The 13,882-nt window shown below is 64.1% G+C and carries 12 protein-coding genes; 7 read left to right on the top strand and 5 right to left on the bottom strand.

Features of this window, described 5'->3' with window-relative positions; translation table 11 throughout:
* Positions 1 to 34: 34 nt before the first annotated feature.
* From EYV96_RS08480 to pilG, 3 genes are read right to left on the bottom strand one after another with little or no spacing between them, the layout of a single operon-like run.
* Positions 35 to 574, bottom strand: a complete 540-nt coding sequence (locus EYV96_RS08480; protein WP_131150990.1) for a chemotaxis protein CheW — start codon at positions 572 to 574, stop codon at positions 35 to 37.
* 7 nt (positions 575 to 581) lie between these two features.
* The gene (locus EYV96_RS08485; protein WP_131150991.1) at positions 582 to 953 is read right to left on the bottom strand and encodes a response regulator; all 372 of its coding nucleotides are present in this window, start codon (positions 951 to 953) and stop codon (positions 582 to 584) included.
* 31 nt (positions 954 to 984) lie between these two features.
* On the bottom strand, positions 985 to 1,341 hold the full coding sequence (gene pilG, locus EYV96_RS08490) for a response regulator (RefSeq protein ID WP_205746149.1): 357 nt from the start codon (positions 1,339 to 1,341) through the stop codon (positions 985 to 987).
* A 375-nt stretch (positions 1,342 to 1,716) separates the two neighbouring features.
* On the opposite strand from pilG, the gene gshB reads away from it, so the two are divergent.
* Complete coding sequence (gene gshB / locus EYV96_RS08495) at positions 1,717 to 2,694, top strand: glutathione synthase (RefSeq protein ID WP_131150992.1); 978 nt, start codon at positions 1,717 to 1,719, stop codon at positions 2,692 to 2,694.
* Positions 2,691 to 3,560 (top strand): energy transducer TonB, encoded by an 870-nt coding sequence (locus EYV96_RS08500; RefSeq protein WP_131150993.1) that lies wholly within the window; start codon positions 2,691 to 2,693, stop codon positions 3,558 to 3,560. Before gshB ends, EYV96_RS08500 begins: the two co-directional genes overlap by 4 nt.
* A gap of 18 nt (positions 3,561 to 3,578) precedes the next feature.
* Here the strand turns inward: EYV96_RS08500 and EYV96_RS08505 are convergent, their stop codons facing one another.
* Positions 3,579 to 5,402, bottom strand: a complete 1,824-nt coding sequence (locus tag EYV96_RS08505) for an FAD-binding oxidoreductase (protein ID WP_131150994.1) — start codon at positions 5,400 to 5,402, stop codon at positions 3,579 to 3,581.
* A 258-nt stretch (positions 5,403 to 5,660) separates the two neighbouring features.
* Between EYV96_RS08505 and EYV96_RS08510 the strand changes: the two genes are divergently transcribed.
* The 4 genes from EYV96_RS08510 (at position 5,661) to EYV96_RS08525 (ending at position 9,625) form a co-directional block, all read left to right on the top strand.
* Positions 5,661 to 6,230 carry a YqgE/AlgH family protein gene (locus tag EYV96_RS08510; RefSeq protein ID WP_131150995.1) on the top strand — a complete coding sequence of 190 codons (570 nt, stop codon included), beginning with the start codon at positions 5,661 to 5,663 and terminating at the stop codon, positions 6,228 to 6,230.
* Entirely contained in the window at positions 6,227 to 6,679 is a 453-nt protein-coding gene (gene ruvX / locus EYV96_RS08515; protein WP_131150996.1) for a Holliday junction resolvase RuvX, read from the top strand. The genes EYV96_RS08510 and ruvX overlap by 4 nt, the downstream gene beginning before the upstream one ends.
* Before the next feature lie 24 nt (positions 6,680 to 6,703).
* On the top strand, positions 6,704 to 7,630 hold the full coding sequence (locus EYV96_RS08520; RefSeq protein WP_131150997.1) for an aspartate carbamoyltransferase catalytic subunit: 927 nt from the start codon (positions 6,704 to 6,706) through the stop codon (positions 7,628 to 7,630).
* 228 nt (positions 7,631 to 7,858) lie between these two features.
* Positions 7,859 to 9,625, top strand: a complete 1,767-nt coding sequence (locus tag EYV96_RS08525; protein ID WP_131150998.1) for a hypothetical protein — start codon at positions 7,859 to 7,861, stop codon at positions 9,623 to 9,625.
* 251 nt (positions 9,626 to 9,876) lie between these two features.
* Here EYV96_RS08525 and EYV96_RS08530 read toward each other — a convergent pair whose 3' ends face one another.
* Positions 9,877 to 12,945, bottom strand: coding sequence for a TonB-dependent receptor (locus EYV96_RS08530; RefSeq protein ID WP_240732378.1), 3,069 nt, complete (start codon positions 12,943 to 12,945; stop codon positions 9,877 to 9,879).
* Between the two features lie 510 nt (positions 12,946 to 13,455).
* Between EYV96_RS08530 and EYV96_RS08535 the strand changes: the two genes are divergently transcribed.
* Positions 13,456 to 13,827 (top strand): BON domain-containing protein, encoded by a 372-nt coding sequence (locus EYV96_RS08535; RefSeq protein ID WP_131151000.1) that lies wholly within the window; start codon positions 13,456 to 13,458, stop codon positions 13,825 to 13,827.
* Positions 13,828 to 13,882: the final 55 nt, after the last annotated feature.

Here is a 13,882-nt window from a genome sequence, read left to right on the forward strand (position 1 = left end):
GCACCGGTCCTACAAACTTGTGTTGCGTATTACGTCAGGCCGCCGCTTGCCGGAAGTCCGGTGCGCGCACCAGACGATTCATGCTGAACACTGCCAGGCGCGGCTCGCCGACGCGATCGTCGACGAAACGGCTCAGGCGTGGATCGTCCTCAGCCTCGGCACCGACGCGCTGTTGCGCGTCCACCGTGCGCTGGCCGAACACTTCGTCCACCAACAAAGCCACGCTGCCATTGCCCTGTCGCACCATCAGCAAACGCGCACGCTCCGAATGCAGCGTACGTTCGCCGAACAGGAAGCGGCCCAGGTCGATCACCGGCACCAGGTTACCGCGGACGTTCGCCACGCCCAGCAGCCAGGCCTGCGTGCCCGGCACGGGCGTCAGGGTCGGCACGGCGAGCAGTTCGCTGATCTCGTCGATGCCGCTGACGAACAGGCGCGAACCCACGCGGTAACCGATGCCTCGCCAGAGGCCGGGGGCTTCGAGCTTTTCGGGTGTGTCGGAGGCGTGCGCCAGGGACAGGCGCTCATAGCGGGCTAGGATTTCAAACGGGCTGAGCGTCTGCACCTGGCTCATCATGGCCTCAGGCTGCGCTGGGCAGGAGATCGTTGATGCAGGCCAGCAGCTCCTTTTCATTCACCGGTTTGGTGATGAAGGCGCGGGCACCCTGACGCAAACCCCAGACACGGTCGGTCTCCATGGATTTGGTCGTGATCATCACGATCGGCACGTTGGACGTGACCGGATCGCGGGTAAGCGTACGCGTGGCCTGGAAGCCGTTCATGCCGGGCATGATGACGTCCATGATGACCAGATCGGGCAGTTCCGAGCGCACGCGCTCGATGCCTTCCTCGGCGTTGCCGACGCTGTCGACCTTGTAACCGGCTTTCTCGAGCAGCGTGGTGAACACGCGCACGTCCGTCGGCGAGTCGTCGATGATGAGAATATTGGCCACAGGTCCCCCTCAGACCCTGTAGTCGCCGGCTTTATACCGCGCTGACATGTCGATGAATGGCACCAAGCAGCTCGTCTCGGGTGAACGGCTTGGTCAGATACTGTTCGGCGCCCACGATGCGTCCCCGGGCCTTGTCGAACAGGCCATCCTTGGAGCTCAGCATGATGACGGGGGTGCCCCGGAATTGTGGATTGTTCTTGATGAGCGCGCAGGTTTGGTAACCGTCGAGGCGCGGCATCATGATGTCCACGAAGATGATGGCGGGCTTCTGGTCGGAGATCTTGGCCAGCGCCTCGAATCCGTCGACGGCAGTCAGCACGTCGCAACCTTCCTTTTTAAGCAAGGTTTCCGCCGTCCGGCGGATGGTTTTCGAGTCGTCGATAACCATGACCTTCAGACCGGCCAGGCCGTTTCCACTTATGTTCAAGTTCACACACCCCCCTGCGACCCGCCCCAGGCTCAGGTAAGACACAAAGCCGGCAACTTGGAATCGCCTGCTCCATGTGGTCGTTAAGAATCCTGCAAAAAAATCCCGCCCTGAACGCCTGCTCGTCGGCAGACGCTTGTCCGATGCTGTTTACCGCCTGCCTGTCTTGGCGTCAAGACAAAAGTCTTTAGCCAGCGTCTTACGTCACCTAATTGATGCTTCGCCGGAACTTTTCGCCTTGCCGCGCGGCAAGCCCGTCGGCGAACATCGCGTACCCGCCCTGCCGGCAGCCCCAACCGGGCAAGTCTGCAGGGTCCCCACTACCGGAGAATGACGATGGCCCTCTCGGTCGCGGTGCTGATGGACCCCATCAGCGCCATCAAGATCGCCAAGGACAGCACCTTTGCCATGCTGCTGGAAGCCCAGCGGCGCGGCCACGGGCTTTTCTACATGGAGCAAGGCGACCTGGCCATCCGTGACGGCGTGCCTTACGCCAGGCTGGCGCCACTTTCCGTGAAGGAAGACCCCTCGGGCTGGTTCACCCTGGGCGACGCCCAGTGGCGCGACCTGCGTGAGATGGATGTGGTGCTGATGCGCAAGGACCCGCCGGTCGACGCCCAGTTCATCTACGACACGATGGTGGTCGAGCTCGCCCAGCGGGCCGGCACCACGGTGGTCAACGACCCCCAGGCGCTGCGAGATTGCAACGAGAAGCTTTACGCCGCCAGCTTCCCCCAGTGCATGGCCCCGACCCTGGTCAGCCGCGATGCCGCTGACCTGCGCCGATTTGTGGCCGAGCACGGCGAGGCGGTGCTCAAGCCCCTCGACGGCATGGGCGGCCGGGGCATCTTCCGGGTGAAGGCCGGCGACACCAATCTCAATTCCATGCTGGAAACCCTGCTCGCGGCCGGCCCGCATGGGGAGCACAAGCAGTTCGTGATGGCGCAGAAGTTCATCCCGCAGATCAGCGCGGGCGACAAGCGCATCCTGGTGGTCGATGGCGAACCGGTGCCGTATGCACTGGCGCGCATCCCGCAAGGATCGGACTTCCGCGGCAACCTCGCCGCTGGTGGCCGGGGCGAAGGCGTGCCGCTTAGCGAGCGCGACTACTGGATCGTGTCGCAGATCGCCCCGGAACTGCGTCGTCGAGGACTGATCTTCGTCGGCCTGGACGTGATCGGCGACTACCTCACCGAGATCAACGTCACATCCCCGACCTGCGTGCGCGAACTGGACAAACAGTTCGGGCTTAATATTGCCGGACAGCTGTTCGACGTCATCGAGCGCATTACCCCCGGAAACCGCCACGCGTGAGCACCGCCGCACCTCGCACCACCAGCACCGACCTGATCGGCGCCACTTTGCTGTTCTCGCTGCTGTTGCACGGGGTGCTCATTCTGGGCATCACTTTCGGCTACATCCCCAGCAAGCCCAGCCTGCCCACGCTCGACGTGACGCTGGTGGACGTGGCCAATCGCGAGGCGCCGGACAAGGCGGACTTCCTGGCCCAGGCAAACAACAAGGGTGGCGGCGAAAGCGACAAGGTGGCGCGTCCGTCGCAGCCGGTGTCGGGCCCCATGCCCAAGCCATTGCCGGGCACTGCGCAGCAGGAACAGCAGGCCACCGTCGCCTCCCCCCAGGAGGCGACGCCGGACAAGCTGCTGGTTACCAGCGGCAAGAGCCGCTTCACGGTGTCGTCGGATGAGGCCAAGACCGCGCGCAATCCCAGCGACCTTCCCGCCTCCGACGAAGACCGCCTCAAGCAGGAAGCAGCACAGCTGGCCGCCGAGCGTCGCTCGCTGCAGGAAGCCTATGCCAAGCGTCCTCGCAAGAAGTTCATCTCGTCCTCGACGCGCGAATACGCTTACGCCGCCTACATGCGCGGCTGGGTCGACCGCATCGAGCGCATCGGCAATCTGAACTACCCCGACGCGGCACGACGCCAGCAATTGCACGGCGACGTCCTGCTGACCGTCACCATCGATCGCACCGGCAAGGTGATGGGCATCGAAGTCATCAACAGCTCGGGCCACGAGCTGCTAGACAAGGCGGCACAGCGCATCGTGCGACTGTCAGCGCCGTTCCCGCCCTTGCCGGCGGACGGCAATGAGCGCGTGGACGAGTTGCACATCACCCGCACATGGCAGTTCCAGGCCGGCGACGTGTTGCATACGCGATAAGGCGTTCGAAGCACGGCCTCACGCCCGGCTGAAACCATCCTCGCTCCAGCCTTCGCTGCCGACGCCGTGCCTCACGAAAAACAGGCCATCCGGGTCGTAGCGCTTCTTCACCGCCAGCAGCCGCGGATAGTTGCTGCCCCAGAACGAACGCTGCCAGTCCGGTTCGAAATAGTTGCTTTCCGAAACATAGGACCCGGCACCCGGCGCAACCTTGAGCAGCGTGTCCATGCAGGCATCGATGCGCCTGGCGCGATCGCGCGCCTGCGCAACGTCCGGGCCCGGGCCCGGCATCCCCGGGAAATAAGGGTCGGTTTCACTGCCCGTGATCGCCAGCGCGAAGGCATCGAGCATGGAGGGGTGCGTGGCCGTGTCGCGCGCGGCAGCGACTTCAGCAGCGGGCGCACCGGCGAGTCCCTTGTTGAAATGCAGGCCCACGCCGAAGTGGCGCGTGCATGCGAACAACGCGTCGACAAGGCGGGATTGCTCGCCCTGGCGCAGCAACGACGACGGTAACCATCCCGAACGATAGCCCTGAAGCACCTGGCCGACCTGGCCCTCGTCCCCGGACCAGATCACGTGATTGCGTGGCGCGCCATCGCGCGCGTCGGGAACGATGACATCGGGCGCGTGCTTGCGCAGGAACTCCGCGTCCCAGAAATGTCGTGCCGGCAGCGCCAGCACTTGCGGACGTTCGGCGTAGGAGTAATCCCTGTTTGACGCCACCCAGTCGAGAAACGGTTTCCACACCGCTTCGGCATCGGCTTTGGACAATCCCTGGAACACCATCGCGATGCGCAAGACGTTATCGCCGCGGAAAACCATCTGCTCGCCCCAGTGCGGATTGCACAAGGCCTCCGCGTAGAACGACACCGCGCGTGAGATCAAGGCGCGATAAGCCTCGGCACTGGCCGCGCGAATGGCGCCGAATACGGCACCAAACGTGTCGGGCAGCGCGCGCGTGCGCAGGGTCAGGCGCGTCACCACGCCGAGGCTTCCGCCGCCCCCGCCCTTGATGCCCCAGAAGAGGTCGGGATTCGTGCAGGCGTTGGCGATCAGTACCTTGCCGTCGGCCGTGACCATCTCCGCTTCGATCAGGCCCGCGCTTGCCGTGCCGTACTGCTTGGAGAAGCTGCCGAAACCGCCGCTCTGAACCAGCCCCGCCACGCCCACCGTCATGCAGCCGCCACCCTGCACGTATCGTCCTGCCTGCGTCGTCACGGCATCGTAGGCATCGACCCACATAGCTCCCGCCCCGATCGACACGGCGGGCTGAGGCTCCTGGCGCCCGCCACAGCCCTGACCGACGAAGGCATCGTGCAGCTCAATCCGGTTCATGCGGCGTGTCCAGATCAGCAAGGAATCCGGGGCCGCCGACGTGCCCTGGTAGCTGTGGCCGCCACCTTTCACCACCAGCCGCAGACGGTGTGCGCGTGCGAAATTCACCGCCGCCACCACATCCGACGTCGATTCGGCGGCCACGGCCCAGGCGCTCGGCTGGGAGGTCCAGGCATCCACCCAGCCGCTGGTTTGCGTCAGCGCCGGGTGATCGCCGATGTAATAGGGGTTCTTGATCTGCCTGAGGGCTTCCGTGCATTCCGCCGACGGCGATCCACCGCACTTCGTGAAGGGCGATACGGGCTGAAGCAGGCGTCCACCCAGGCGCTCCCCGAGCTCGGCCCACTGCGCCGCGGAAGGCCAGCCCGCCTGGCCGGGACGCACGCGTGACCAGGCTGTCACTTTGCCCACCGCGGTGCGAGATGACAGGCCCCACGCATTCGCGGACACAGCCATGGGCAAAAGTGGAAGCGCCAGCGCGGCCTTCAATAGTTCTCGGCGTTTCATGACAGCGTCCTCGATGCGGGAATCCTCGGCAAAGCGTGAACCGCATGCCCCCGGATCAAAAGCCGCTTGTGATGGATCGCGGGCCTTCCGGGATGAAAAGGGGGGCGGCAGGGACGAGGCGGGCCGGTAGCCGGCGTCGTGTCGGCTTTCGCTCACGCCGTCCTGCCAACGCCGACAGGCTTTCATCTCACAACAGAGGCTCTGGCGATCAGATGCCTGGCTATGGAGAGATCGGATGCAGGCTCCTACAATGACACCATGTCCGTCCCCCGCTCCCCATCGCTAGCCGGTCATTTCCTCATCGCCATGCCGAGCCTGGCCGAGCCGCCCTTCTCACGCGGCGTCGCATTTCTCTGTCAGCACGACGAGGATGGCGCTGTCGGGCTCCTGGTTAATCAATTGTCTGAATACCGGATGGGCGATGTCCTTGCGCAGATGAAACTTGACTGCCAGGACCTGGAAATCGCCGACCTTCCGGTACTGATCGGCGGACCCGTCCAGCAGGAGCGTGGCTTCGTCCTGCACCGCGAACCCGGCCACTGGGAATCGAGTTACCGCATCAATGCCGACTGGTCAGTCACCACCTCGCGCGACATCCTCGTCGCCATGGCCGCCGGCGAAGGCCCGCGCCTGGCCCTGATGGCGCTCGGTTACGCCGGCTGGAGCGCTGGCCAGCTCGAGCAGGAACTCAAGGACAACACCTGGTTGACCGTCGAAGCCAATGAGCGCGTGGTCTTCCACACGCCACTGGAAGAGCGCTGGAGTGCCGCGGCAGGGCTGGTGGGCGTCGACCCGCTGCAACTGCCCGGTTACGCGGGACACGCATGAGCTGCGTGTTCGGCTTCGACTATGGCAGCCGCCTGATTGGGGTCGCGGTGGGGAACCGCTTCACCGGCATGGCGCGCCCGCTGGCGGCGCTGCCCGTGCGCGACGGCCAGCCTGACTGGCAGAAGCTCGACGCCCTGCGCAAGGAATGGGCGCCGGATCACCTGGTCGTCGGCCTTCCGCTGACGCTTGACGGGGAAGAGCAGCCCGCCAGTCGAGGCGCACGCCGACTCGCCGAACAACTCACCAAGCGCTACCAACTACCCGTTTCCCTGATCGACGAGCGCCATACTTCGCAGGAAGCCGCCCAGCGTTTTGCCGACGCACGGGCCGCGGGGCTGCGCAAGCGGCGCGACGCGGCGGCGATCGATGCGGAAGCCGCCGCCGTGATTCTTGAGCGTTGGCTGACCCAGGCTGCCGCTGCGCCTGATTCAGCCGATCCCATCCACTGACCTGAGCATCAGCCCGACGCCGCCATGAGTCTTCGCCTGCGCCACCTCACCACGCTCGAGAACCTGCCCCGCGCCACGATCGAACGCCTGCTCGACCGTGCCATGTCCATGCGTGACGCCTGTGCCCATGGCACGCGCAAGCTGGACCTGCTGACGGGTCGCACCGTACTGAACCTGTTCTTCGAGCCGTCGACGCGCACGCGCACTTCGTTCGAACTGGCCGCGCGACGCCTGGGCGCCGACGTAATCAATTTCGATATCGGCTTTTCCTCCACCAGCAAGGGCGAGGAGTTGTACGACACGCTGCATACGCTCGAGGCCATGCATCTCGATGCGATCGTGGTGCGCCACAAGGTGTCGGGCACGCCTGAAGAACTCGTGCGTCACGCCATGAGCGGCGTGTCGGTGATCAATGCGGGCGACGGCAATCGCGCCCATCCCACCCAGGGTCTGCTCGATGTGCTGACGATTCGCCAGCACCGTCCGAATTTCGAAGACCTGAGCGTCGTCATCTGCGGCGACGTCAAGCATTCGCGCGTCGCGCGTTCGGACGTCCATGCGCTCAAGGCGCTTGGTGCACGCGACATCCGCCTGTGCGGCCCGGCGGCCCTGATGCCTGACGAGGACGAGCTGCCGAGCTGCCAGCGATTCACGAATTTCGACGAAGCGATCAAGGGCGTCGACGCCGTGATCATGCTGCGCCTGCAAAAGGAGCGCATGATCGCCACCGACCTGCCTGACGAGCAGGCCTACTTCGAACATTTCGGGCTCGACAACCGCCGCCTGGCCCTCGCCGGAAAAGGGGCGCTGGTGATGCATCCAGGTCCCATCAATCGCGGCATCGAAATTGCCTCGGAAGTGGCCGACGGCCCGCAGTCGAAGATCCTCGAGCAGGTCGGCAACGGCGTCTTCGTGCGCATGGCCGTGCTGGGCGAAATGCTGGCGCGTTAGCGCGCCAGCGCTCCTGCCAGGACGCCCGCAGGCGGGAGCCTTGCACCCGGAATCCGGGCTGGCTCGCCCACCCTCTTCCGGGGATTCACACAGAATCGACGCTTTCCCCGCAAGCCGCGCCGGGAAAGGCCGGACGTCGCCTGTGCCGGCCGGTTTTTTCCGCACCACGCTGCGGGAAAAGGGCATAATGGCCCACGCTGCAACATTTTCTTAACCCAGGGAACCATCATGCGATTCACCAAGCGCACTCTTGCGCTGGCCGTGGCAGGCGTTCTGCTTGCCGCCTGTGGCCACAAGGACAAGGACGCCCCGCTGGCCTACGTTCCGGCAGATACGCCGTACGTATTCGCCAACCTCAAGGCGCTGGACGACGAAACGAGCAAGGCCATCCTGGCGCAGGCTGACATGCAGCTGCAGTCACAGGTCGAGCAGATGAAGTCGATCGCTGAGGACCTGGGTGAAAAGGACGCCGATAGCGCTCGCCTGCTCAACGCCTTCATCACCGAGCTCGACGGCAAGACCATCGAGGCATTCGCCGGCAACGTTGGCCTCAATGTGAAGGGTCGCACGGCGCTGTACGGTCTTGGGCTGTCGCCCGTGATGCGCTTCGACGTCACCGACCCCAAAGCGTTCGAAGCCTTCATCGGCCGCCTTGAAGCCGCCTATGGCAAGAAGCTCGATACCGCCGACGTCGATGGTCAGGCCTATCGCAAGCACGTGACGGCCGAAACCGGTACGCAGGTCATCCTGGCGACCGTCGGCAAGCAGGCGGTGATCACCATCCTTCCTGCTGAAGCGGACAAGGCGATGCTGCGCCTGGCACTGGGCATGGATCGACCGGCGAAGAACCTGCAGGACGATGAGCGCCTGGAAAAGATCGCCAAGGACAAGGGCTACCAGCCGTGGGCCATCGGCCAAATCGACCTGGCGCGCGCCCTGCCCCTGGCCGCCAGTGGCAAGGACCCTTTGTTTGCCGCCCTGTTCAAGGCGCATGTCGAACAGGAATCGGCCAAGACCGGCGAGCCGGTGGCTAACCAGCTCAACATCCCCGCTTCATGCGAAAGCGAAGCCGCGCGCATCGCCAGCCGCGTGCCCTCGATGAGCTTCGGCTACACCCGCCTTGATGCCAGGCACCAGGACCTTCGCTGGGACGTCGCCCTGGCCGATGACATCACCAAGGCGTTTGCTGGCGTGAAGGTCGAACTGCCAGGCCTCGGCGCCGACGCCACCGCCCCGTTCGACGCGGCGATCGCGTTGCCCATGTCGGTGATCCGTCCCCTGATGTCGGCGCAGGCCCAGGCCGTAGCGGCCAAGCCTTTCACATGCCCGGCGTTCACCGACCTCAACGACAGCTTCTCACGCCTGGGCGATGCGACCCAGCAGGCCGCGATGCCGCCCATCGGCGATCTGGTCGGTTTGCGTATCGCGCTGGACAGCTACGACGTTTCCGCGCAGGACACCCCGCCGCACTTCACCGGTCGCGTGTTGGTCGGCAGCACGAATCCGGCCGCATTGCTGGCGATGGGCAAGATGGCCTCGCCCGTTCTCGCGCAGCTGAAGCTGGCAGCTGACGGCACGCCGGTGGCGCTGCCGCAGGAAGCGACGGCTGCCTTGGGCCAGCCCATCTCGCTGGCCATGTCAGACAAGGCGCTCGCCGCTTCAGTCGGCCAGGGTGAGGACGCAAAACTCGGCGACATGCTCAAGGCCAAGGGCGGTGATGCGGGCGTCCTGGGCCGCGTGCACCTCACCGGCGACATGTACCTGTCGTGGGTGAAGACCATGCAGCAGCGGGCCGAAGCGATGCTCTCCCTGCGCGATGCCATCGGCGGCGAAGCCGGCCAGGACCAGGATGCCGAGCAGAAGCACGCCATGGAGCGGGCCAAGGTGCAGTTCGACTCGATGCGTGCGCAGGTCGAGCGCATCAAGAGCATCGACGGCGATGCCCGCATGGAAGACGCGGGACTGGTCATCACCAGTCACACCGAACTGAAGTAAGTCGTCAGTTCCATCGCCATGAAAAGGGGCGCTCAGGCGCCCCTTTTTTTGTATAGCGCGAAGCCACCGTCGCCCGTGGTTGTTCAAAGGCAGGGTCACCTGCGTCATGCCACGGGCACGGGCCATGGTCGCCCCAAGGGGTCAGGCCATGCCGCAACCGACCCGCATCGCCAAAAAAAAACCACCGGCCGGGGCCAGTGGTTTTTCTTCCGACACCCGGCACCTTGCGATGCCGGGCATGGATGCCGCTATCAGAAATCGTAGCGGGCGGTCAGGCGGAAGTAACGCGGTTCCGTGTAGTTCAGCTCGCGACCGTACAGCTGGTTCACCGTGGTGCGGTTGGACGCATAACGGTAGTTGTACATGGTCGGGGTCTGACGGTTCAGCACGTTGATCGCGTCGATCTGCAGGGTCAGCTTGTGATCCATCCAACCCGGCGTGTAGGCCGCGTTGAGGTTCAGCTGGTAGGTCCACGGAGCCGAGCCGTGCGAACCGCGCGGCGAGATCTCGTAGCCCGGCTTGCCCGGCAGGCCGCAGAACCAGTACGTGGAGCTGTTGTACAGGCCGGCGTCGGCGGTCGGGTAGTAGCTGGTGCAGTTCTTCGGACGACCGGACGCTGCGATGACGGTCGCGCCGAAACGCCACTCTTCGGTCAGCTGGTAGTAGCCGTAGGCCTTCAGCTGATGCGCGCGGTGGTTCGGCAGCAGGCCGTTGGAGCCGACCATCAGCTGCGGAAGATCCCAGTCCTGCGTACGCGACACGTCGGTCTGGCCGCCCGTACCGGTATCGAGGTCGGAAGCCAGCTGGCCTTCGGTGTTACCCCAGTTGCGCGAGTAGGTGTAAGCCACGCGGCCGTACCACTTGTCGGCGAACGGATGCTCCAGGTACAGATCGATCGCGTAGTACTTGCGCTTCAGGTCCGGCAGGCCCAGCTCTTCCTTCGTGTAGTGCTTGGTGACGATGGAACCGTCAGGCTGCAGGAAATCGAAGGTGTTGCCGCGACCCGGGTTGAAGGTGAGGCACTTGCCGCCGAGCACCTGGGTGCAGGTGTCGTCGATCGCGCTCATCAGCTTGCGATAGGTACCCTTGACGCCCCAGTTGTACTCGGTGTTGATCTGCTGCTCCATGCCCAGGATGTACTCGTCCTGGAAGTGGGCGCGCAGGTTCTTCGCCGCCACGGTACGCGGATCCGGAGCATCGCCGCACTCGAGGTTGGACGACACGCCGCCGGTGTTCGGGCAGATGTACTTGCTGGTCGGATCCATGGCGATCTTGACCAGACCCTGCGGGATGCCGGTGGCCGGATCGACGCTGGTGTAGGTGAAGTATTCGCTCGAGATCAGCGAGCCGGAAACGCTACGCACGGCAGCATTGTTCGGCACGGCCAGGTGGTAGCGACCAGCGTTGGCGAAGAGCTTCATGGTCGAATCGCCGAACACGTCCCACGACACGCCCAGGCGCGGAGCCAGCTGGTGACGCTGCTTGATGTAAGCATCGCCGTTCTTGTTGTAGTTGGTGAACTGCTCGTTACGCAGACCCACCGTCAGCAACCAGCGATCGTTGATCTGCCAGCGATCTTCGATGAACTGCGCAGCCTGGTCGGTTTCGACGCCGGCGCGCTGGGTGCTGTAGTACTTGTAGACGAAGTAGCCGTTCGCGCCGAGGCCGCCTGCCGAAGCCGGCGAACCGATCACGCCGAGGCTGGCATCGATCGGAGCATTGGCGTTGGCCTGCCAGCCGTAGTACCAGCCGTAGTCGCCGGCCAGGCGACGACCGGTGTACGACTTCGCGTTCTGGGCGTCGTAGCCGAAGCGGATGTCGTGGTCACCGATGCGGTACTCGATGTCCAGGCGCCAGCCCTTGGTCTTGTCGTTCGCGCCTTCCTGCTGGATGTACTGGGTCACTGCCGTCTGGCAGGTACCGTACACCTGGCCCGGAGCCTGCGCGGTCGCGCCAGCGGAGATGTACGGGCAAGCCGGATCGTAGCCGTCGTTCTTCTGAACGTGGTCGATCTTCTGCGTGCCGTACAGGGCCGAGATCGTCAGGTCATCGGTGATGTAGCCGGTGTACTTGGCGATGTAGAGGTCGCCGCCGTCCTTGGTGTAGACGCCGCCATTGCGCTTGCCGTGGCTGAGCGTCTTGTAGTCGTAGGCGTAACGTTCGGAGGTGTACTCGGTCTTGTCCGAAACACCGGTCAGTTCCACGATGTGGTTGTCCGTGATGTTCCAGTCGAGCTTCGCGGTCCAGCGCGGCATCTCGTACGAGTAGTCGTTGTAGCCGATGCGCGAGGCGGAGACGGCCGAGTTGGAGAACGACATGACGCTGGCGCCCTCACGACGGTTCATTTCGCCGTTGAGGTAGAAGAACAGCTTGTCCTTGATCAGCGCGCCGCTGATGTAGGCGCCCACGGTCGACTTCCAGTACTGGTTGCGGTTGTTGTACTGGTACAGCTTGCCGTCGGTGTTCTGCGTGGTGTTCTGGCCGTAGAAGCCGGTGTTCGGGAAGTAGTTGTTGCGCGGGTTGGCGCGCGTGCCTTCCGGTTCCCAAATGGTGTAGATGCCACCCTTGAGCTGGTTGCTGCCGCGCTTGGTCACGACGTTGACCACGCCGCCGGTGGAGCGACCGAATTCAGCGCCGTAGCCGCCGGTCAGCACCTGCTGCTGGTCGATCGCGTCGAACGGCAGCGTGCTGAAGCCGATCGAGGTCAGCGGGTTGGTCACCGCGTAACCGTTGATGTAGTAGGCGTTTTCCGACGAAGCCGAACCACCGAAGCTCGGTGCGCCGTAGCTGCTGTTGGCAACCACGCTCGGAGCGAGCAGCGCAGCGGCGCCGATGTCGCGAGCGATCGGCAGCTTGGAGAGCTGCTCGGAGGTCAGCACGGTGCGGGTGTCGACCGAGGACACGTCAATGGCCGGCAGGGCCGAAGCGACGACCGACACGCCTTCCAGGTTCTGTGCGTTCTGGGCCGAGGCCGAAGCGCCGCCGAACGAGACTTCGGTACCGCCGGCAATGCTCAGCTCGACGTTGTCACGCGTGCTGACGGTGGCATCGCCGTTCTTCAGGGTCACGGTGTAGCGACCGGTCGGTAGCGAGCTGAAGCGGTAGCGGCCGCTCTGGTCGACCGTAACGGTGCGGCTCAGGCCGGTGTCGAGGTTCTTGATCTCGACCGTCGTGCCCGTCTGCGCGGCCACCTGGCCGAAGATCGAGCCGGTGATGTTGGACTGGGCAAGGGCGCCGGTGCTCGAGAAAGCCAGAGCAACGGCCAGGGCCAGGGACGAACGCCCCCACGGCCGCTTCGCAAAAGCAGCGAAAGAATTCACTAGTTGTACTCCCATCAACTTTGTATTCAGAACAGATTCGCAATGTCTTGCGAACCGGGGATGTGGGTCGAACGAGCCCGGGATGGGCCCTTGCTCCTTGAAGAATCAGTCTTGCTGGACGGCGAAGCCGCTTGGATTGCGGGTCAAACCAGAGCCCCCTCAGTACCGTCCAGCTCCTAAGAGCGTTCCGATGTATAGCGCAATAACCTACGACGCACAACAAATTCGTAACTTATTTTTCGTAAGGATGTCACAGACATCCGCAAGATGCTGCGCCGCGAAACGGCTAAATATCTGACGAAAAAGTTCTATTCGCCCGCGCACGGTCCTGCCAGGCCGGCGCAAAAAATCGCTTGCCTAACCTCGATACGACATCGATTTCGCAAACACGAGTTCGCGCTGAATGCGACCGGCTCTCATCCCGGTTTCGTTCATCTGGGCGGTGCTGCTATGGCGACAGGCGAGCAGCAACGCGTCGCCGTCGAACGACTACCGCCACAGGAGAGTGCCATGCAGACCCAGAATTCGTTCCGCAAAGCCCTGTTCGCCGCCGGCCTGACCGCGCTTGTCGCCATGGTGCCGCTGACCCAGGTGTCGGCTCAGGAGGCGAGCCCGCCGCCGGCCAAGGCCAGTGATAACCAGACGGTACCGGGCAAGGTGGATGACACCTGGATCACCACCAAGGTGAAGTCGGAACTGGCGACCGCCAAGAACGTCAAGAGCAGCGACCTGTCGGTCACTACGACGGACGGTGTCGTGGCGATCACGGGCACGGCCACCAGCGCGGCGGAAAAAACCAAGATCGAAAGCGTGGCCAAGCACGTGAAGGGTGTGAAGAAGGTCGATGCGTCGGGTGTCACCGTCAGCGACGTCGCCAAGTAACCACCGCTGCGGATGCGAGAAAGGCGCCCTTGGGCGCCTTTCTTTTTCGGAGGAA

The organism is Dyella terrae (assembly GCF_004322705.1).
Classification (GTDB): domain Bacteria; phylum Pseudomonadota; class Gammaproteobacteria; order Xanthomonadales; family Rhodanobacteraceae; genus Dyella_D; species Dyella_D terrae.